Origin of the sequence: Streptomyces caniscabiei, assembly GCF_014930365.1 — a bacterium.
Classification (GTDB): Bacteria; Actinomycetota; Actinomycetes; order Streptomycetales; family Streptomycetaceae; genus Streptomyces; species Streptomyces caniscabiei.
In genome coordinates this window covers 66,824-85,343 of sequence record NZ_JABXWI010000012.1, presented here as the reverse complement: position 1 = coordinate 85,343, position 18,520 = coordinate 66,824, and the positions used below count along the sequence as shown (strand labels likewise).

Genomic DNA, 18,520 nt, shown 5'->3' with positions numbered 1-18,520 from the left:
GGGATGCAGCTCCCCGTCCAGTCCCAGAGCACCCTCTACGCCGAGCCCTGGGAGGCGGGCGCCGGGGCGGCGGAGCTGGGGGAGGTCGCGCGGGCCGCCGATCGGGCGGGGTTCGCGTATCTCGCCGTCTGCGACCATGTCGCCATCCCGCGCCGTCTCGCGCCCGCGATGGGCACGGTCTGGTACGACCCGGTCGCCACGCTCGCCCACCTGGCCGCCGTCACCGAACGGGTGCGGCTGCTCAGCCATGTCGCGGTCGTCGGCCTGCGCCACCCGCTCCTCACGGCGAAGCAGTACGCCACCCTCGACCACCTCTCCGGCGGCCGGCTGATCCTCGGGGTGGGCGCCGGGCACGTACGGGAGGAGTTCGAGGCGCTGGGGGTGGACTTCGACCGGCGGGGAGCGGTCCTGGACGAGTGCCTGGACGCTCTGCGCGCGGCGCTCGGACCCGACGAATTCCCGTCCCACCACGGCAAGTTGTACGACTTCGAGGATCTGGGCCAGCGGCCCCGCCCGGCCCAGGACCGCGTCCCGGTGTGGGTCGGCGGCTCGTCCCCCGCCGCCGTCCGCCGGGCCGCCGTCCGGGGCGACGGCTGGCTGCCGCAGGGCGACCCGCGCGACCGCCTCCCGGCCCAGATCGCCCGGCTCCGGCGGCTGCGGGAGGAGGTCGGCGCCACCGGCCCCTTCACCGTCGGCGCGATCACCGAGCCGCTGTACGTGGGCGAGCCGGGATGGGACGTGGGGCGCCGCACCCTCACCGGGAGCCCGGCCGCGATCGCCGAGTCCTTGCGCGCGTACGGGGCGATGGGCGTGGATCAGATCCAGGTGCGGTTCCGGAGCCGCGACGCCGCTGAACTCAACGACCAGATGGGCCAGTTCGGTGAATCGGTGGCTCCACTGCTGTGAGGGGCCGGGGTGCGGAGAGCCTGCCGCCGGCCCCCGGTGGAGCGGTCACCGCCGCGGCCTCATCAGGCGCAGGTCATGCCCCCAGTCGTCCAGTACCGCTCCGTGCCCGGCGTCCCGGGCCACGGCCTCGACCCGGGTGAACAGGTCGCGCTGTGCGGGCACGTCGCCCGTCGCCGCGATGTGGGACACGGTGCCGAGGAGGTGGCCGGTGTCCCAATCGGGGAGCGGGAAGCGGGACAGCTCCCAGTGCAGGTACTTGTTGTACGGGCGGGGGCGTCGGTCGAGGGCGAAGAGGAGTTCCAGGAGGAAGCGGACGCTGTCGGCGGCGTCCAGGCGGGCCGCGAGAGGGAGGCCGTCGCGGGCATTCTTGACCGAGCGGTACAGGGAGTTGGCGTAGGCGTCGAGGTACGCGGCCGCCTCCCCGTGGGCCTCGTCGGCGTCGAGCCGGGCTTTGGCGGACAGGATCCGGTCGATCCCTCCGTCCAGCCGGTCGAGCACGACCCGGGCGCGAGCGAGGGCGTACCGCTCGAAGCCGGGCATCCCGGCGGCGCGGAACGCGTCGAGGGTGAGGACGACGAGATCGAGGCCCGGCGTGCGGTGTCCCGCGAACCGGGTGAGCTCCGTCGTCGCGCCGTCGGCGAGGACGACGTACAGATCGTGGTCGGAGTGCTCGGTGGTCATGCCCTCATGGGCTCGGGAGCCCTTGAGGACGAGGCCGACGACAGCGGGGTCGGCGGTGGCGAGTTCGACGAACGCGTCGTAGGGCACGGCAGGGGACGTGCCGTAGGGCATCTCGTGGGACATGAAGGGCCGCTCAGCGGTCATGGCGTGATCTCCGGTGTCATGGACGACGGGTATGCCGAACCGGGCGGCCCAGGGACTCGTCGGGGGCGCCCGCACCCTCTGTGGTGGCGCTCGGCCACCGCCCGGCAGATCAACGCACGCCCGGACCCTACCGCCCGCCCGGCCGCCTCACCAGTCCAGGCTCCACGCGCGTCCCGGTCGACGACCACCTGAACTCGCGCTTGACGTAGGGGAGTTCGGGACAGCCAGGTTTCGGCCGTCGCCGCGACCGGGGCGGCAACCTGTCAGACAGCTCGGCTTTTCGTCCTTGAAACTTCGAACAACTGACGCCGGAGTCACGTATGTAGGGGAGTCATGGCTTCGGCGGAAGGACACGCGAGGTGCGATCCCCCCGGCACGTCAGAACGTCCCAGCACGCAGGCACCCCCGTTTCAGCTGTTACCGCACGCCCCTCCCACCTCCCGGCACACCCGCCCCGCCGGCCGGCGCCCTCGTCCCCGGGCCTGTCGGTCGCCCTGGCCTGTGCCCCGGGCCGGTGGCCGCACGACGACTGGCCGGCCCCCGACGACCGGTACGTCAGCAGCGCGCTCCTCGTCCCGCCGCCCTACCGTGAACTCCGCGAGACCGAGGCGGACGTCGTGGTCCTGCGCTGCGAGGACCCCTCGGAGTCGTTCGCGGGGCTGCTGAAGGCCATGGGGTCCATGAGCGCCCCGGTGATCGTCGTCAGCCCCCGGCAGGATCCCGACACGGTGGTGGGGGTGTTCCGGGGCGGGGCCGGCTATCTGGTCGAGGGCGACTACTGCACCTGCATGCTGTCCTCCGCGGTCGTGGCCGCCACGGTCGGCCACACGTACTTCTCGCCCGTGGCCTGCGCCGTCATCCGCGACGCGGCACGGCGGCTGCCGGAGCACGGGCAGGAGACGGAACGCCTGCGCTCCCTGCTCTCGCCCCGCGAACGCCAGATCATGGAGCTGCTCTCCACCGGCCTCGGCGCCCAGGAGATCGGCCTGCGGCTGACGCTGAGCGAGAAGACCGTCCGCAACAACCTCAGCAACATCTACGCCAAGCTGGACGCCCGCGGCAGTACCGAAGCCGTGCTGCGCTGGCTGGGAGCGGCCCCCGGAGTTCGCATATGAGAACGCCCGATTGACCGTATTCGGGAACGCATAGGGAACACACGGGCGGTCCTTTCGGCGACCCAAAAGATAATCCCCCGCGCTGAGCACGGGGGATTACTCGGTTTTCCTTCAGGAGCGCAGCCGCTACTGAACGGTGACTTCGGAGAGCGGTATCTCGATGTCGGTCACGTTCGCGCCACCCTCGTCGAATCCGGGTTCGGCGCGGACGCTTCCCTCACTGTTGAGGATGCCGTTCGCCTGGGGCGTGTCGCACTTCACGTTGCGCAGCCACAGACGGCCGTCCGGCGTTCCGCTGGGCAGCAGTTGCGGGTAGAACACGTGGACGCTGGTGGCGTTCTCGCTGGGCGAGAAGAACACCTTCTGGCCGTCCTGGGCCTCCTTGTAGGTGGCTTTGAGGAAGCCGCTCACGTCCGTGCGCTTGTGGGACCACATGAAGAAGGCGACGTGGTCCGCCTTGACCGTGTCGGACCGGGAGAAGGAGAACGACGAGGTGGTGTCGTCGCGCTTGATGTTGAACTCCTGGGTGGCGAACTTGACGCCGATCTCGAAGACGGAACTCGCCAGTTTCGTGCTGCCGTCCGTGTTGAAGCCGTCCTCCAGCTGAATGACGCGCGTCACGGACGCCGTGCCGCTGAAGGTCTTGGTCGCCGCGGTGCTGACCCCGCAGTTGTCGGTCACCGAGGTGACCCGCTCGTTGGGGCCGAGGCTGTCGCGCTTGACCTGGACGTCGACGAACTCGCAGTTCTCCAGTTTGTCCGAGTCCGTGCGGCAGTCGGTGGCCACCTCGTCGGGGGTGGCGGCGCCCGCGCTGTACATCAGCGGGACGGCCAGTCCGAGGGCGACGACCGGCGCCAGCGCGAGGGTGATGCGCTTCTTCTTGCTGCGGTGGTTGCCGCTGCGCCCGGTGCGTGTCATGTGCGTCTCCTGCGAGGAAAGGTGGGGAGGAAAGAGCTGGTGGGGGGAGGGGGAGTGGGGGAGTGGGGAGAGGGGAGAGGAGGTGGGGGGAGCGGGGGATGGGAGGTCAGCAGTCCTCCAGGACGACCTTCGTGGTGCCGTCGGCGAGGCCGGGCGTGCCCGCGGCGCTCTCGAGGATGACCGGGCCCTCGACGACCTCCGGGGCCACGAGGTTCTGCTCGGGGGAGGGGTTCACGGCGAAGCTGCCGGGGTTGGCGTCGATCCGTACGCGCCATTCGCCGGTCATGCGCTGCATCTTCGGCGTGAACGTCACGTGCATCACCTTGCCGACGGGGACCTCCCGCTGTTCCGACTCGCTGGCGGTGGCCGTCTTGATCGTCATGTCCAGCGTGCCCTTGTGCTTCACCCAGCCGCCGCTCAGGGCTCCGAAGAGACCGCCGAGGGCACCCTGCTGGGTCGCGGTGTACTTGCCCTCGCCCTGGCCCACGGCCTTCGAGAACTCGGTGGTCACCTTCGACGGTTCGGTGGCGTTGGGCTCGCAGTTCGGGAAGTCCACGGTGACCTTCTCCGTGGGGCCGTCGAACGTCTCGAATTTCGTCTCGACGAAATCGCAATTGTCGGACTCGAAGCTCGGGCCGGCCACCGGGTGGCCCCCGAAATCGAAGATGTCCTGCTGCTTGCCGTTCAGTACCTCGGCCCGCTCGCACTTCTTGATGATCTGTTCCGCCGTCAACTCCTCAGCCGCGCTGGCCGACGGCAGAAGCACGGCGGCGACAGCCGTACCTGTCACGAGCGAGGCTCCGATCGCCAGGTACCGGACCTTTTTGTTCTTGAAGCGCCTCTTCGCCATGACGGGCTCTCTCCTTGAGTGTTGCTTTACCTTCTGCTGAAGGAATATTGGGGCTCCGTACATGACATCGACAGGGTCAAATGTCCCTACTCGTAGGTCACTTGAGATCGCATATGCAAGCACTGCCCCCGCATCTGACGAATCGTCAGCTGGAGAGGTACCCTGACCTCGGCCAACGCACCGCGAAGGGAGTCCACATGGGCAAGCTCGACGGACGTGTCGTCCTCGTCACAGGCGCCGCGCGCGGCCAGGGCGAGCAGGAGGCCAGGCTGTTCCGGGCCGAGGGGGCGCGGGTGGTCGTCGCCGACGTCCTCGATGACCAGGGGGAGGCCCTCGCCAAGGAGATCGGCGCGCTCTACGTCCACCTGGACGTCAGCCGCGAGGACGACTGGCGGGACGCCGTGGCCGCCGCCAAGGGGGCGTACGGCCGCGTCGACGGGCTGGTCAACAACGCCGGTGTGCTGCGCTTCAACTCCCTCGTCGACACCCCGCTCGACGAGTTCATGCAGGTGGTGCGGGTCAACCAGGTCGGTGTCTTCCTCGGCATCAAGACCCTGGCCCCCGAGATCGAGGCGGCCGGCGGCGGCACCGTCGTCAACACCGCCTCGTACACCGGGATGACGGGCATGGCGTACGTCGGCGCGTACGCCGCGACCAAGCACGCCATCGTCGGTCTCACCCGGGTCGCCGCGCTGGAGCTGGCCCGCAAGGGCATCCGGGTCAACGCGGTCTGCCCCGGCGCCGTCGACACCGCGATGACCGACCCGGGCGACGAGGTGTCCGCCGAGGCCGTCGACAAGCTCTACCGCAAGCGCATCCCGCTCGGCCGGATCGGCCGCCCCGAGGAGGTCGCCCGCCTCGCACTCTTTCTCTCCTGCGCCGACTCCTCCTACATCACCGGGCAGCCGTTCGTGATCGACGGGGGCTGGCTGGCCGGCGTGAGCCTCTGACCGCCCCCGGCTCCCTCCCTTCGCGGGCCATGTATCTGACGGCACGTCAGCTATTGACGCTCCACGGGGCCGGTGGAACAGTCGGCCGTGTCGATATCTGACGTACAGTCAGAAACAGTCGTGACGACTGCCGGGTATGGCTGAGGACGGTGAACCTCCTTGGAATTCGGGCTCTTTGTACAGGGATACGTGGGCAAGCGGGCCGAGACCGACCCCCTCGCGGAGCACAAGGCGCTGATGGAGGAGACCGAGTACGTCATCCAGGCCGACAAGTCCGGCTTCAAGTACGCCTGGGCCTCCGAACACCACTTCCTGGAGGAGTACTCGCACCTGTCGGCCAACGACGTCTTCCTCGGCTACCTGGCGCACGCGACGGACCGGATCCACCTCGGCTCCGGCATCTTCAACCCGCTGGCCCAGGTCAACCACCCCGTGAAGGTCGCCGAGAAGGTCACCATGCTCGACCACCTCACCGAGGGCCGGTTCGAGTTCGGCAGCGGGCGCGGGGCCGGCTCGCACGAGATCCTCGGGTTCATCCCCGGGGTGACCGACATGAACTACACCAAGGAGATCTGGGAAGAGACCATCGCCGAGTTCCCCAAGATGTGGCTCCAGGACGAGTACGTCGGCTTCCAGGGCAAGCACTGGTCGCTGCCGCCGCGCAAGATCCTGCCCAAGCCGTACGGGAAGTCGCACCCCGCGATGTGGTACGCCGCCGGGTCGCCGCCCTCGTACTCCATGGCCGCCCGCAAAGGCCTCGGGGTGCTCGGCTTCAGTGTGCAGAAGGTCTCCGACATGGAGTGGGTGCTGGAGAAGTACAAGACGGCGATCGTCGACGCGGAGCCCATCGGGGACTTCGTCAACGACAACGTGATGGTGACGACGACCGCGATCTGCGCGCCCACGCACGACGAGGCGGTACGCATCGCCGTGAGCGGCGGGCTGCACTATCTGCCCTCGCTCGTCTTCCGGTACCACGACACGTTCCCCCGGCCCGACGGCTTCCCCGTCTGGCCGGAGACGCTGCCCGAGTACAACGAGGAGTTCATCGAACTGCTCATCGAGGAAGAGCTGTTGATCTGCGGGGACCCGGACGAGGTCTTCCGGCAGTGCAAGCGGTGGGAGCAGGCCGGGGCGGATCAGTTGAGCTTCGGGTTGCCGGTGGGGGTGCCGAAGGAGGAGACCCTCCAGACGATCCGGCTGGTGGGGGAGCACGTGATCCCGAAGATCGACACGGATCCAGTGCATCGGACTTCGCGGTTCCGCGCGGCGGGTTGACGTTTGTACGGCGGCTACGGGTGGGCGGGGGCTGGTCGCGCCCACGCGGCGGAGCCGCATGTCGACACAGCCCCGCGCCCCTGACCGGCACGGGCGGCACCCACATTCTCACCAGGCACCCGGAAGGAGCGAGTCGTGCTCGACCATGTCATCAAAGGTGTGACCGTCGTCGACGGGACCGGCGCGCCCGCGTACACCGCTGACGTCGGCATACGGGACGGACGGATCGCCGTCATCGGGACCGTCACCGAGGACGCCCGTACGTCCGAGGACGCGACCGGGCTCGTGCTCGCGCCCGGGTTCGTCGACCCCCATACCCACTACGACGCGCAGCTGTTCTGGGACCCGTACGCGACGCCGTCGCTCAACCACGGGGTGACCACGGTCGCGGGCGGCAACTGCGGGTTCACGCTCGCGCCCCTCAACCCCGACCGTCCCGAGGACGCGGACTACACGCGGCGGATGATGTCCAAGGTCGAGGGGATGTCGCTCGTCGCGCTGGAGGAGGGGGCTCCCTGGACCTGGAGTGGCTTCGGGGAGTACCTGGACGCGCTCGAAGGACGGATCGCGGTCAACGCCGGGTTCATGGTGGGGCACTGCGCGCTGCGGCGGTACGTGATGGGGCCGGACGCCATCGGAGGACAGCCCAGCGCCGAGCAACTGGACTCCATGCTGCGGCTGTTCCACGAGGCGATGGACGCGGGGGCCTGGGGCCTGTCGACCACGCAGTCCTCGACGCACAGCGACGGGGACGGGCAGCCGGTCGCCTCCCGGCACGCCGAGCCCGCCGAACTCATCGCGCTCTCCCGGGCGGTGGGCGAGCACGAGGGAACCCAGATCGAGGCGATCGTCGCCGGCTGCCTGGACCAGTTCAGCGACGACGAGATCGACCTCTTCGTCGAGATGAGCGCGGTCGCCGGGCGCCCCCTCAACTGGAACGTCCTCACCATCGACTCCGCCGTCCCCGAGCGCGTGCCGAGGCAGCTGGAGGCGAGCGAGCGGGCCCGGAAGGCGGGCGGCCGGGTCGTCGCGCTGACCATGCCGATCCTCACCCCGATGAACATGTCGCTGGGCACGTTCTGCGCGCTGAACCTCATCCCCGGCTGGGGGCCGATCCTGGGCCTGCCGGTACCCGAACGGATCGAGCGGCTCCGCGACCCCGACGTGCGGGCGGAGATGCTGCGCCGGGCGGACTCGAAGGAGGCGGGCGTCTTCCGGCGGCTCGCCAACTTCGGCCGCTACGTCATCGGCGACACCTACAGCGCGGCCAACGAGGGCCTCACCGGACGGGTCGTGCGGGACATCGCCGCCGAGCGGGGGCAGGAACCGTTCGAGTGCCTGGTGGAGATCTGCGCCGCCGACGACCTCCGTACGGTCCTGTGGCCCATGCCCACCGACAACGACCCCGACTCCTGGACGCTGCGCGCCGAGACCTGGCGGCACGAGGACGTCCTCCTCGGCGGCTCCGACGCCGGCGCCCACCTGGACCGCATGTGCGGCGCCCCGTACACCACCCGGTTCATCGGCGACTGTCTGCGCGGCCGGAAGCTCGTCGGTCTCGAGCAGGCGGTGAAGATGCTCACGGACGACCCGGCGCGCCTCTTCGGCCTGCGGGAACGGGGCCAGGTGCGGGAGGGGTGGCATGCGGACCTCGTCCTCTTCGACCCGGAGCGCGTCGACGCCGGCAAGGCCACCCTGGTGCACGACCTGCCGGGTGACAGCCCGCGCCTCGACTCCAGGGCGATCGGCATACGGGCGGTCTGGGTCAACGGCGTCGAGGCGATCCGCGACGACGTGGTGACCGGCGCCGTCCCCGGCAAGGTCCTGCGCAGCGGGCGCGACACCCGCACGGTGAGCACGCGGTGAGCCGGCCGGGGCCTTCGGAAGGGGCTGCCGAGAAGTCCTCGGAGCGGCGGCGGCTGTTCATCGGCGGCTCCTGGGTCGAGCCCGACGGCGGGCACTACCCGGTGGTCGACCCGGCGACGGAGGAGGTCGTCGGGTGGGCGCCCGAGGCCTCGCGGGAACAGGTGCACGCGGCGGCCGCCGCCGCCCGGGAGGCCTTCGGCCCGTGGTCGAGGACGCCGGCCGCGGAACGGGCCGCGATCCTCGCCCGCACGGCGGACCACATACGGCGCCACCTCGTGCCGTACGCCGACCTCGCGCAGGCCGAGAGCGGTGCGACGACCGGGACGGCGCGGGGCATGCAGGTCGGCGTGGGCGCCGCCCGTTTCCAGCGGTACGCACGCGTGGAGCCGGTGGAGGAGCCGATCGCGCCTCAGATCAACGAGGCCGGGCCCTTCGGCAGGGCGGCCGTGATGGGCGCCCTCGCGGTGCGCCAGCCCGTGGGCGTGGTCACCTGCGTCACCTCGTACAACAACCCCTGGGCCAACCCGGCGGGCAAGATCGCGCCCGCCCTCGCCATGGGCAACACGGTGGTCGTGAAGCCGGCCCCGCAGGACCCGCTCTCCGTCCTCCGCATGGCGGAGGCCCTGGAGGCCGCCGGTGTCCCGCCGGGTGTGGTGAACGTGGTGACCGGCTCGGGGCCGGACGTCGGTGAGGCCGCCGTGGACTCACCGGACGTCGACATGGTCAGTTTCACCGGCTCCACGGCCGTCGGTCGGCGGATCGCGGAGGCCTGCGGGCGCGGGATGAAGCGCCAGCTGATGGAACTGGGCGGGAAGGGCGCGGCGGTCGTCTTCGACGACGCGGACCTCGGCGCGGCCGTGGCCGGCATCGCCACGACCTTCACCTTCTACAGCGGACAGATCTGCACGGCGCCGACGCGGGTGATCGCGCAGCGAGGCGTGTACGACCGCCTGGTGACCCAACTGGCCGCCTACGCGGCCCGGTTGTCGGTCGGCGATCCGCGCGCGCCGGGCACGGTGGTGGGGCCGGTGATCTCGGCGGCCCACCGCGACCGCGTCGAGTCGTACGTCGAACTGGGCCGCAAGGAGGGCGCGCGGGTGGTGGCGGGGGGTGAACGGCCGCCGTACGAACGGGGTTTCTGGGTGGCGCCGACCCTGCTGGCGGACTGCACGCCCGATATGCGGGTCGTCCGCGAGGAGATCTTCGGGCCGGTCGTCGTCGTCCTCCCCTTCGACGACGAGGACCAGGCCGTCGCCCTCGCCGACGACAGCGACTACGGCCTCATCGACTACGTCTGGTCCGGCGACGTCGCCCGGGCGTTCCGGGTGGCCCGGCGCCTGCGCGCGGGCGGCGTGGGGGTGAACACGGTCGGCCGCAACATGGAGGCGCCGTTCGGGGGCTTCAAGCAGAGCGGGGTGGGGCGAGACGTGGGCTCGTACGCGCTGCACGCGTACAGCGAGACGCAGGCGATCGTCTGGCCGGGGTGATCCGTCGTACGCCGCCTGTCCTCGGCGACGCCGCCCACGCGATGATGTCCGCATGCGTGGTACTGGTGAGTCTCGGCGGCGCCCTCTGCTCTACCTGGACGTCGACGGGCCCTTGAACCCGTACGCGGCGAAGCCGGAGCGGCGGCCCGCCGGGTACGCCACGCACCGGATGAAGCCGCAGGGCTGGCTCGACCAGCATCCGGGTGAACCGGCGGCGTACGTCAAGCCGTTGCGGGTGTGGCTGAACGAGGAGCACGGGCGGCGACTGCTGGAGCTGGGGCGCCTGTACGACCTGGTGTGGGCGACGACGTGGGGCGCCGAGGCCAACACGTACATCGGACCGGTGCTGGGGCTGCCGGAACTGCCGGTGGTGGAGTGGCCGGGGGAGGCGGAACGGGCGGGGGTGGCGGAGCGGTCAGGGACCGGGGCGCGGCCGGGGGACCCGGGGGCCGACGGTGCGTCCTGGCCGGTCGGCCTGTTCTGGAAGACACCGCATCTCGTCGAGCACGCGACGGGGCGCCCGTTCGCGTGGGTGGACGACGAACTGACCGCCATCGACCGCACCTTCGTCACCCGACGCCACGGACCACACGCCCTGCTGCACCGCGTCGACCCCCGACTGGGCCTGCGCGAACCGGACTTCACGGCGTTGGCCGAGTTCGCCCGGACAGCCGGGCGGCGCGGGGAGGACACGCGTACGGTCGGCTGATGATCGTCTGGGTGAACGGCGCCTTCGGGAGCGGCAAGAGTACGTTGGTGGAGGAGCTGCGGGGGCGGTGGCCCGACGCGCTGGTCTTCGATCCGGAGGTGATCGGCTACGTGCTGCGCGAGATCGTGGAGGTGCCGACCGGGGACTTCCAGGATCTGCGGCTGTGGCGGCGGCAGGTGGCCGGGTTCCTGGTGGGGCTGGCGGAGGAGTACGGGCGGCGGACGGTGCTGGTGCCGATGACCTTGGTGAACCCCGCCTACGTGGCCGAGGTGTTCGGCGCGCTCGGGGCGGCCGGCATTCCCCTCCACCACTTCTTCCTCCGGGTCCCCGAGGCCGTGCTGACCGCCCGCATCGACGGCCGTGGCTTCACCCCGGACGACCCCGAGCAGGACGAACGGGTCCGTCGGTGGTGCAAGGACCGCATCGCGGTGTGCGCGGCCGCTGCCGACACCCTCCCCTCCGACACGGTGTTCCTGGACGGCGAGGCGAGCCCGGCGGAGCTGGCTGAGCTGGTGCTCGGGCGGGTGGGCGGGTGAGGCTGGGGGGATGACCTCGCAGACCCGCCCCGTCGACCACGAACTCATCCGCGCCGCGGCCCATGTCGCCCGCACGCGCTGCCGCGGCGACAACCACACCATGGCGGCCGCGGCCCGCGCCCGGGACGGTCGGATCGTGACCGCCGTGAACGCCTATCACTTCACCGGAGGACCCTGCGCCGAGCTGGTCCTGATCGGCGCCGCCGCCGCCCAGGGCGCCTACGAGCTGGACATGATCGTCGCCGTGGGCGACCGCGACCGAGGGGTGGTGCCACCGTGCGGCCGGTGCCGACAGGTCCTGCTCGACTACTTCCCCGCCCTCGGGGTCATCGTCGGTGAGGACGACCGCCTGCGCACCGTCCCCATCACCGACCTGCTGCCCGAGACCTACGTGTGGGCCGACCACCAGCTCGACACCTAGCTAGCCGCTGAACTCCTGCTCCGTCGGCTCGCCCCGGTCCATCGACAGGGACCACTGCACCCCTGAGGTGGCGGTGACGGAGACCGTGCCCGCGCGCTCCGCGTCGTCGACGGCGAACTCGTTGCTGATGTTCGTCACTTCGTCGTCGAGGCACTCCATGGGGAACGAGTTGCCCATGGGCCGGAGTACGACCTCGATGGTGCCCTTGCCTTCGCAGCTCACGGTGACGGACAGGGCCCCTCCCTCACCCTTCCTCGCCGCCCGGAACTCCAGGTGCGCGCTGCCCCGGGTCCGGTTCTGACGCAGGACGACGCCGTCGGTCACGGGGCCGGGGGCCCGATACGCCAACTCGCGTGGTGCGTCGCCGTCGAGACTGTCCCTGCCCTCGCGGCCGCCCCCGGCTTCGTTCGCCTTCGCCTGCGTCCGCTCGGCGGATCGTCCTGGCCGCCTGTCATCGCCGGACTCGGACGAGCAGGCGGTGGTGGAGAGGAGTGCGGCGGCGGACAGGAGCGCCAGCGCCAAAGTGGTGGCGCGGGCGCGGCGCGGCCCGCGTGGTGCACGTGACATGAACAACCCCCGTTTTTGGCCCAGTTGGTGGTGGGCGAGAGCGTGATCGTGACACCGGGGCGAGAGGGGTGACAAGGCGGCGGGGTGGGTTCAGAGGAGAATCTGAGGTTGCTGTTGGCTCACTCCTGGAAGCGCGCCTCCACGCGGGCCAGGGAGCCTGTCTCCAGGGCCGTCCACACGGCGCCGTCCGGGCCCAGGGTGATTCCGTGAGGCTCCGAGGAGGGCGTCGGCAGGTCGTACTCGTGGAGTTCGTGGAGTTCGTGCATCTCGTGCGGTTCGGGGTGCGCGGCGTCGTAGGTGATCCGGCCGACGCGGTTCGCACCCCACTCCGTGAACCAGCAAGCACCACCGGACCCGGCCCCGGCCACTCCCTCCGCCTCGGCGACGATGGCGTGCGGGCGGCACCCCCGGTCCGGCAGCGGGAACTCGTCGATCTTGCCGTCCGTGGTGATCCGCCCGATCTGACCCGCCCCGATCTCCACGAACCACAGGGCCCCGTCACCACCGGCGGCGATGCCCACGGGCCCGGCGCCCGGCGTCGGCAGCGGGTGGACCGTGACCTCCCCGTCCAGGGTGATCGCACCGATGGCGTTGGCCTGGTTCATCGTGAACCACAGCCGACCGTCCGACCCGGCCGCGATGGCCGACGCGAACGCCCCGGTGAGCGGGAGCGGGAACTCGGTGATCTCCCCGTCAGTCGTGATCCGGCCGATCCGGTCGACCCCCGACTCCGTGAACCACAACGCGTCGTCCGCGCCGACCGCGATCCCGAACGGTCCCGCGTCCGGCGTCGGCAGCGCGAAGGACGTCACCTCGCCGGCCGTGCTGATCCGCCCGATCCGATGCCCCCGGAACTCGGTGAACCACAGCGCGCCGTCCGGCCCGGAGGTGATGACGGACGGCCCGCCGGTCGTCGTTTCCAGGGCGTACGACGTGACCTCACCGTCGAGCGCGAACCGACCGATCCGCCCGGCGTGGACCAACGTGAACCACAATGCGCCGTCCGGCCCGGTCGTGACACCGTACGGCCCGGCCTCGGCGTCGGAGACGGCGAACTCCGTGATGGACACGGTCTTCTGGCGATCAGGCATGGGGTGGACTCCTCGGTCAGCGGTCAGCGGTCAGCGGTCAGCGGTCAGCGGTCAGCGATCGTCTCGGCGGTCGGCGGTCGGGCGGTCGGGCGGTCGATCGTCCGTGACCACCTTCCATGGGGCGCCTGTGCCGTGTCGCGCGAATTCCGCCCGCATCGGGGGCCGTTGGGCAGGGCAGGGGTGACGGCATGGGTGACGAGATCTTCCGCGACCCGCGGCTGGCCGGGCTCTACGATCCGCTCGACCCCGACCGCGGCGACCTGGACGCCTATCTGCTCCTCGCGGAGGAGTTCGGCGCGAGGCAGGTGCTGGACATCGGCTGTGGGACGGGGGTGTTCGCGTTGCTGCTGGCGGAGCGTGGGGTGGACGTCGTCGGGGTCGACCCGGCCGGTGCCTCCCTCGATGTCGCGCGGGCCAAACCCGGGGCGGAACGGGTCCGTTGGATCCACGGTGACGCGACGGTCCTTCCCCCGCTCCAGGTCGACCTCGTCACGATGACGGCCAACGCGGCGCAGGAGATCGTCGACCCGGAGCTGTGGCGGCGGACCCTCGCGGCGGCGCACGAGGCGCTGCGGCCGGGCGGTCGGCTCGTTTTCGAGACCCGCGACCCGGCGGGACGGGCGTGGGAGACGTGGAACCGCGAGGCGTCGTACGGGGTGACCGACGTTCCGGGCGTCGGCACCGTCGAGAGCTGGGTGGAACTGACCGGCATCACCGGCCCTTTGGTGTCGTTCCGCTGGCACTACGTCCTCGACGGGACCGGTGGCGCCGCCGGGGGCGAGGCGGTGACCCTCACCTCCGACTCCACCCTCAGATTCCGCGAACGGGGCGAGGTCGAGGCGGATCTGCTCGCGCACGGCTACACGGTCGAGGACGTACGGGACGCTCCCGACCGGCCCGGGAAGGAGCTCGTGTTCGTGGCGTGTCGGCCAACGTCGTCCTGACCGATTCGCTGCTTTTGCTCTGCTCTGTCGCTCGGGCAGAGTCATGACCATGGAGCGCGTGGAGTGCATGGTGCCGGTGGAGGCCGGCGAGGTCTGGGCGGACGCCTCGGGGCCGCCGAGGGCGACGGGTTCGGGGGCGGACGAGCCGCCGCCGGTGGTGCTGCTGCACCCGGGCGTCGGGGACTCGCGCGTCTGGGACCGCGTGCTGACGGGTGCGGACGCGGGGACGGGTGTGGGAGCCCGCGCGGGCGGGCTGGGCCGTGGCCGCTACCGGGTGATCCGGTACGACGCGCGCGGGTTCGGCAGATCGCCGCGGCCGGGGACGTCGTACACGCAGGTGGGTGATCTGCGGGCGGTGCTGGACCACTTCGGCGTGGACCGTGCGGTGCTCGTCGGGTCGAGCATGGGCGGCTCGACCGCGATCAGTTTCGCCCTGGCGGAGCCGGAGCGGGTGGCGGCGCTGGGCCTGGTGGTGCCGGGGGTCAGCGGCTATGCGGGCCTGGAGTCGGCCGAGCTGACCGAGGAGATCGGCCGGCTCGCCAAGGAGGGCGACCTGGACGGCCTGGTCGCTCTCGGGCTGGGGCTGTGGGGCGGGGCGGGGCCGAGCCCGGACGTCGAGGCCGACGCGGCGCTGCGGGCGGCGATCCCGGCGTGGTTCACGACGTACGGCCACGAGGCGCCGCCGCCACCGGCCTTCGACCGTCTCGGCGACCTGGACCTCCCCGCCGCCGTCCTCCTCGGCGAGAAGGACCAGCCCGAGGTCGTCCGCTGCAACGAGGAGATCGCCGCGCGCATCCCCCACTGCCGCCTCGTCCGCCTGCCGTCCGCCGACCACTTCCCGACCCTTCGTGACCCGGACGCGGTACGGCACTTCGTCGAGGACCTGTACGCGCGTCTGGGGTGAGCCGCGGTGGGACGTGTGTGGGGCCGGGGCGGGGACACGAGTCCGGGGGCGGGGCGTGGCGGGGCGTGGCGTGGCGGGGCGAGGCAACCCGTCCGTCGTCACGGCGGTCCTCTCGGTCATGGAACTCGATCCGGACCTCTGCGTGACCGTCCCCGAGGGCTTCGACGACTCGGACGCCGAGTCGCAGGTGCACCCCATGGCCAGAAAACTCTTCCCCGCCACCACGGCCGCGGACGCCTTCCGCAAGGCCCACGAGTGGGTGGGCGCACACGACGTCTTCCTGGTCGACGTCTCCTGGGCCCACGCCCACGACGAGCCCGAGCCCTACGTCCTGACCATCTACTTCACCTTCGAGGAGTCCCGGGACCAATCTGACCAGCCCTGACCCACCCGACCGACCCGACCGGCTCCCGCCCGCCCTCAGCCACGGCAGCGAGCGAGGAGCAACTCGCCCTCGTCACCCAGCATCAGGCGGTCACGGCGGAAGAGCAGCCCCCGTTGGCGGTCTCGTACGGGCCCGAGAAGTCCGCCTCCTCGACGAGGAAGGCGAACTCCACCCGTCCCTCGGACCGGACCTCGGCGGCCAGGTTCCCCCGATGCCCCATGCCGCGATGGTCCGCCCTCCGGCGCACCGGCGGAAGAGGGCGGACCCGCGGGCCGGATCGGTCGGCGTCAGGCGTCGTGGTCGCGCAGATCCACCCGTACCGTCAGCAGGTGGGAGCCCAGGACGCGTACCGCTGTGCTGTTGGCGCGGGGGAGGGTGCGCAGACGGGCGATCGGGTCGTCGTCCGGGAGGAGGTGGGCCGTGCCCGTGTGCCAGCGGCCCCGGATGCGGACGCGGACCGACGGGTCGGCCTTGATGTTGCGGATGTAGTGGGACCTCTCGCCGTACTCGGAGACCAGCCAGAACGCGTCGCCGACACGGCGGCCGCCGATGGGGGTGCGGCGCGGGAGGCCGGACGTGCGGCCGGTCGTCTCCAGCAGGGTCTGGAGGGGGACCCTGCGCAGCAGGGGGTTGGCGACGTGACGCTGCAAGGCCGTCACGAGGCGTTGCTTCAGATCCGTTTCGCGGGACATCGGCGTGGTTCTCCTCGGCGCGTGGGAGGTACGGAGTACAGGATCGGGTACGGGGCGAAGGTGGTGGGTGGCCGGTGCGGGTCGTGACGTGGAACCTGTGGTGGCGGTTCGGGCCGTGGCAGGAGCGGCAGAAGGCGATCCTCGCCGTGCTGCGTGAACTGCGGCCCGATGTCGTGGGGTTGCAGGAGGTCTGGGAGCAGGCGGGCGACGAGCAGACGGGTGACGAGCAGGCGGGCGACGGGGTGGAGAGCGGCGAGGGCGTGGAGAGCGGCGAGGGGAATCTCGCCGGCTGGCTCGCCCGGGAACTCGGCATGCACTGGGCCTGGGGCGAGTACGGCGACGCCGAGCGCTGGCAGCGGCGGATCGGCGACCCGCGTGTCGGGATCGGCACCGCCGTGCTCAGCCGGTGGCCCGTGCTGGAGCGGGACGCCATCGGGCTGCCGACGGCGGAGGGCGGCAGCGGGCGCGGCGCGCTCTACGCCCTCCTCGACGCACCCGGCGCGCCCGTCCCCTTCTTCACCGCGCACCTCAGCTCCGAGACCGGAGCGTCCGCGCAGCGCTGCCGACAGGTCACCGCGCTGGCCGAGTTCGTGGCCCGGCACCACGGCGGCCCCACCGGCGACGCCGGCCGAACCGGCGGCCACCCGCCCGTGATCACCGGTGACTTCAACGCCTGGCCCGACTCCGACGAGGTCCGGCTGTTCGGCGGCTACAAGACCGCGCCCGCCGTCCCCGGACAGTACTTCTTCGACGTCTGGGAGTACGCCGAGCCGGGCGCCCCCTCGGCCACCTGGGACCTCGCCAACCCGTACGTCGCCGGTTCGCACGGGCCGAGCGTACGGGTCGACTACATCCACGTCGGACCGCCGGGCCCCGGCGGACTCGGCCACGTACGCGCCGTCCGCAGAGCGGGCGAAGGCCCCGTCGACGGCGTCTGGCCCTCCGACCACACGGCCGTCGTCGCGGACCTGGCCGATTCGGCCGACGCGCCCGAGCGGCGGAACGGGGGCGGGCCCGAACCCACCGGCCGGCCCGAACCCACCGGCCGGGCCGGGGCGCAGGCCTGACCGCCTCGCCGCCCGCCCCGCGCCCGCCCCCGCTCCCGCCCGACGTGCCCTACGGCTTCCGGCCCACCCCGCCGTGCTGGCCGATCGGCTTCGGCTCGCCCGTCGTCGTGTCGTCCGGGTGCCACAGGGGCACGGAGACGACGCCCGGGGCGAGCAGGTCGAGGCCGTCGAAGTAGCCGGTGATCTGGTCGATCGGGCGCAGGAAGTACGGGACGGCGCCCGTCTCGTTGTAGCCGTCCTGGGCGCGCTCGTAGTCCGGATCGGTGCCGCGGGAGCCCTCGTTGATGTTGAGATAGCTGCCGGAGGGAAGGCCGGCGAGCAGGCGGCGGACGATGTCACGGGCCTCCTCGTACTCGGCGACATGGCCCAGGATGCCGCTGAGGATCAGCGCCGTCGGCTGCGACAGGTCCAGCGTCCTGGACGCGGCCTCCAGGATGCGCTCCGGTTCGTAGAGGCTCGCGTCGACGTACGCGGTGGCGCCCTCGGGGGAGGAGTAGAGCAGCGCGCGGGCGTGCGCGAGGACCATCGGGTCGTTGTCGACGTAGACGATCCGTGCCTCCGGCGCGCTGCGCTGGGCGACCTGGTGGGTGTTGTCGGCCGTGGGCAGCCCGGTGCCGACGTCCAGGAACTGCCGGACGCCCTCCACCTCCACCAGGTGCCGGATGCTGCGCCGCAGGTACGCGCGGCTGCTGCGGGCGATGGTGACGATGCCGGGGAAGGCGCCGGCGTACGCGTCGCCGGCCGCCTCGTCCACCGGGTAGTTGTCCTTGCCGCCCAGCCAGTAGTTCCAGATGCGGGCGGAGGCGGGCACCGAGGTGTCGACCTTCTCCTTCGCCGCCGGAGCCGCCGCCGGGTCGGGCGTGGTCGCGTGATCGGTCATGGGCGCCGTCTCCTGTCGCCGTGCAGGTGCGTCGGCACACAGACAGACGCACACATGGTGTCGAGCCAAACCTAAAGCCCAACACGAGTATTTCGTACGAGGGTTCCCCCTACCGTCCCCGCATCTTCC

The 18,520-nt window shown here is 71.4% G+C and carries 20 protein-coding genes and 1 pseudogene; 13 read left to right on the top strand and 8 right to left on the bottom strand.

Annotation, left to right across the window (positions count from 1 at the left end):
- Positions 1–3 precede the first annotated feature (3 nt).
- Positions 4–906, top strand: coding sequence for an LLM class F420-dependent oxidoreductase (locus HW837_RS30745; RefSeq protein ID WP_045556406.1), 903 nt, complete (start codon positions 4–6; stop codon positions 904–906).
- A gap of 45 nt (positions 907–951) precedes the next feature.
- On the opposite strand, the gene HW837_RS30740 is transcribed toward HW837_RS30745, so the two are convergent.
- Complete coding sequence (locus HW837_RS30740) at positions 952–1,731, bottom strand: hypothetical protein (RefSeq protein WP_390623582.1); 780 nt, start codon at positions 1,729–1,731, stop codon at positions 952–954.
- A 359-nt stretch (positions 1,732–2,090) separates the two neighbouring features.
- Between HW837_RS30740 and HW837_RS30735 the strand changes: the two genes are divergently transcribed.
- Positions 2,091–2,846 (top strand): response regulator transcription factor, encoded by a 756-nt coding sequence (locus tag HW837_RS30735; protein ID WP_234442443.1) that lies wholly within the window; start codon positions 2,091–2,093, stop codon positions 2,844–2,846.
- A 126-nt stretch (positions 2,847–2,972) separates the two neighbouring features.
- Here the strand turns inward: HW837_RS30735 and HW837_RS30730 are convergent, their stop codons facing one another.
- Together HW837_RS30730 and HW837_RS30725 are read right to left on the bottom strand one after the other, a co-directional pair.
- Positions 2,973–3,764, bottom strand: coding sequence for a hypothetical protein (locus HW837_RS30730; RefSeq protein WP_093789788.1), 792 nt, complete (start codon positions 3,762–3,764; stop codon positions 2,973–2,975).
- Positions 3,765–3,870: 106 nt separating this feature from the next.
- On the bottom strand, positions 3,871–4,614 hold the full coding sequence (locus tag HW837_RS30725; RefSeq protein WP_177261854.1) for a hypothetical protein: 744 nt from the start codon (positions 4,612–4,614) through the stop codon (positions 3,871–3,873).
- 197 nt (positions 4,615–4,811) lie between these two features.
- On the opposite strand from HW837_RS30725, the gene HW837_RS30720 reads away from it, so the two are divergent.
- The 7 genes and pseudogenes from HW837_RS30720 (at position 4,812) to HW837_RS30690 (ending at position 11,861) form a co-directional block, all read left to right on the top strand.
- On the top strand, positions 4,812–5,564 hold the full coding sequence (locus HW837_RS30720) for an SDR family NAD(P)-dependent oxidoreductase (protein WP_045556126.1): 753 nt from the start codon (positions 4,812–4,814) through the stop codon (positions 5,562–5,564).
- A 159-nt stretch (positions 5,565–5,723) separates the two neighbouring features.
- On the top strand, positions 5,724–6,842 hold the full coding sequence (locus HW837_RS30715) for an LLM class flavin-dependent oxidoreductase (protein ID WP_078853322.1): 1,119 nt from the start codon (positions 5,724–5,726) through the stop codon (positions 6,840–6,842).
- A 132-nt stretch (positions 6,843–6,974) separates the two neighbouring features.
- A pseudogene (locus tag HW837_RS30710) lies at positions 6,975–8,708 on the top strand (N-acyl-D-amino-acid deacylase family protein); the annotation flags it as partial.
- Positions 8,705–10,195 carry an aldehyde dehydrogenase family protein gene (locus HW837_RS30705; RefSeq protein WP_193380378.1) on the top strand — a complete coding sequence of 497 codons (1,491 nt, stop codon included), beginning with the start codon at positions 8,705–8,707 and terminating at the stop codon, positions 10,193–10,195. The pseudogene HW837_RS30710 and the gene HW837_RS30705, both read left to right, overlap by 4 nt.
- Before the next feature lie 52 nt (positions 10,196–10,247).
- The gene (locus HW837_RS30700) at positions 10,248–10,904 is read left to right on the top strand and encodes a hypothetical protein (RefSeq protein ID WP_193380377.1); all 657 of its coding nucleotides are present in this window, start codon (positions 10,248–10,250) and stop codon (positions 10,902–10,904) included.
- Positions 10,904–11,440 (top strand): P-loop nucleotide/nucleoside kinase family protein, encoded by a 537-nt coding sequence (locus HW837_RS30695; protein ID WP_193380376.1) that lies wholly within the window; start codon positions 10,904–10,906, stop codon positions 11,438–11,440. The genes HW837_RS30700 and HW837_RS30695 overlap by 1 nt, the downstream gene beginning before the upstream one ends.
- Before the next feature lie 10 nt (positions 11,441–11,450).
- Entirely contained in the window at positions 11,451–11,861 is a 411-nt protein-coding gene (locus HW837_RS30690) for a cytidine/deoxycytidylate deaminase family protein (RefSeq protein ID WP_193380375.1), read from the top strand.
- Here HW837_RS30690 and HW837_RS30685 read toward each other — a convergent pair whose 3' ends face one another.
- Both HW837_RS30685 and HW837_RS30680 read right to left on the bottom strand, forming a co-directional pair.
- On the bottom strand, positions 11,862–12,428 hold the full coding sequence (locus HW837_RS30685) for a hypothetical protein (RefSeq protein ID WP_193380374.1): 567 nt from the start codon (positions 12,426–12,428) through the stop codon (positions 11,862–11,864).
- 119 nt (positions 12,429–12,547) lie between these two features.
- On the bottom strand, positions 12,548–13,519 hold the full coding sequence (locus HW837_RS30680) for a Vgb family protein (RefSeq protein ID WP_193380373.1): 972 nt from the start codon (positions 13,517–13,519) through the stop codon (positions 12,548–12,550).
- 188 nt (positions 13,520–13,707) lie between these two features.
- On the opposite strand from HW837_RS30680, the gene HW837_RS30675 reads away from it, so the two are divergent.
- The 3 genes from HW837_RS30675 (at position 13,708) to HW837_RS30665 (ending at position 15,752) form a co-directional block, all read left to right on the top strand.
- Entirely contained in the window at positions 13,708–14,463 is a 756-nt protein-coding gene (locus HW837_RS30675; protein ID WP_193380372.1) for a class I SAM-dependent methyltransferase, read from the top strand.
- A 49-nt stretch (positions 14,464–14,512) separates the two neighbouring features.
- Positions 14,513–15,367 (top strand): alpha/beta fold hydrolase, encoded by an 855-nt coding sequence (locus tag HW837_RS30670; protein ID WP_045556410.1) that lies wholly within the window; start codon positions 14,513–14,515, stop codon positions 15,365–15,367.
- Positions 15,368–15,437: 70 nt separating this feature from the next.
- Positions 15,438–15,752: a hypothetical protein gene (locus tag HW837_RS30665; protein WP_313895593.1), complete on the top strand. Its 315-nt coding sequence runs from the start codon at positions 15,438–15,440 to the stop codon at positions 15,750–15,752.
- Between the two features lie 82 nt (positions 15,753–15,834).
- On the opposite strand, the gene HW837_RS30660 is transcribed toward HW837_RS30665, so the two are convergent.
- On the bottom strand, positions 15,835–15,972 hold the full coding sequence (locus tag HW837_RS30660) for a hypothetical protein (protein WP_193380371.1): 138 nt from the start codon (positions 15,970–15,972) through the stop codon (positions 15,835–15,837).
- Positions 15,973–16,039: 67 nt separating this feature from the next.
- Positions 16,040–16,444, bottom strand: a complete 405-nt coding sequence (locus tag HW837_RS30655; RefSeq protein WP_045556136.1) for a nitroreductase/quinone reductase family protein — start codon at positions 16,442–16,444, stop codon at positions 16,040–16,042.
- A 74-nt stretch (positions 16,445–16,518) separates the two neighbouring features.
- Between HW837_RS30655 and HW837_RS30650 the strand changes: the two genes are divergently transcribed.
- Entirely contained in the window at positions 16,519–17,511 is a 993-nt protein-coding gene (locus HW837_RS30650; RefSeq protein ID WP_193380370.1) for an endonuclease/exonuclease/phosphatase family protein, read from the top strand.
- Between the two features lie 49 nt (positions 17,512–17,560).
- On the opposite strand, the gene HW837_RS30645 is transcribed toward HW837_RS30650, so the two are convergent.
- A complete protein-coding gene (locus HW837_RS30645; protein WP_045556137.1) occupies positions 17,561–18,391 on the bottom strand; it encodes an SAM-dependent methyltransferase in 831 nt (276 codons plus the stop codon).
- Positions 18,392–18,520: the final 129 nt, after the last annotated feature.

Excerpts from the sequence above, each read along its gene's own strand:
- HW837_RS30745 (WP_045556406.1), top strand. The coding sequence starts at position 4 with ATGCAGCTCCCCGTCCAGTCCCAGAGCACCCTCTACGCCGAGCCCTGG.
- HW837_RS30740 (WP_390623582.1), bottom strand. The coding sequence starts at position 1,731 with ATGACCGCTGAGCGGCCCTTCATGTCCCACGAGATGCCCTACGGCACG.
- HW837_RS30730 (WP_093789788.1), bottom strand. The coding sequence starts at position 3,764 with ATGACACGCACCGGGCGCAGCGGCAACCACCGCAGCAAGAAGAAGCGC.
- HW837_RS30725 (WP_177261854.1), bottom strand. The coding sequence starts at position 4,614 with ATGGCGAAGAGGCGCTTCAAGAACAAAAAGGTCCGGTACCTGGCGATC.
- HW837_RS30720 (WP_045556126.1), top strand. The coding sequence starts at position 4,812 with ATGGGCAAGCTCGACGGACGTGTCGTCCTCGTCACAGGCGCCGCGCGC.
- HW837_RS30700 (WP_193380377.1), top strand. The coding sequence starts at position 10,248 with ATGCGTGGTACTGGTGAGTCTCGGCGGCGCCCTCTGCTCTACCTGGAC.
- HW837_RS30695 (WP_193380376.1), top strand. The coding sequence starts at position 10,904 with ATGATCGTCTGGGTGAACGGCGCCTTCGGGAGCGGCAAGAGTACGTTG.
- HW837_RS30690 (WP_193380375.1), top strand. The coding sequence starts at position 11,451 with ATGACCTCGCAGACCCGCCCCGTCGACCACGAACTCATCCGCGCCGCG.
- HW837_RS30685 (WP_193380374.1), bottom strand. The coding sequence starts at position 12,428 with ATGTCACGTGCACCACGCGGGCCGCGCCGCGCCCGCGCCACCACTTTG.
- HW837_RS30680 (WP_193380373.1), bottom strand. The coding sequence starts at position 13,519 with ATGCCTGATCGCCAGAAGACCGTGTCCATCACGGAGTTCGCCGTCTCC.
- HW837_RS30675 (WP_193380372.1), top strand. The coding sequence starts at position 13,708 with ATGGGTGACGAGATCTTCCGCGACCCGCGGCTGGCCGGGCTCTACGAT.
- HW837_RS30670 (WP_045556410.1), top strand. The coding sequence starts at position 14,513 with ATGGAGCGCGTGGAGTGCATGGTGCCGGTGGAGGCCGGCGAGGTCTGG.
- HW837_RS30660 (WP_193380371.1), bottom strand. The coding sequence starts at position 15,972 with ATGGGGCATCGGGGGAACCTGGCCGCCGAGGTCCGGTCCGAGGGACGG.
- HW837_RS30655 (WP_045556136.1), bottom strand. The coding sequence starts at position 16,444 with ATGTCCCGCGAAACGGATCTGAAGCAACGCCTCGTGACGGCCTTGCAG.
- HW837_RS30645 (WP_045556137.1), bottom strand. The coding sequence starts at position 18,391 with ATGACCGATCACGCGACCACGCCCGACCCGGCGGCGGCTCCGGCGGCG.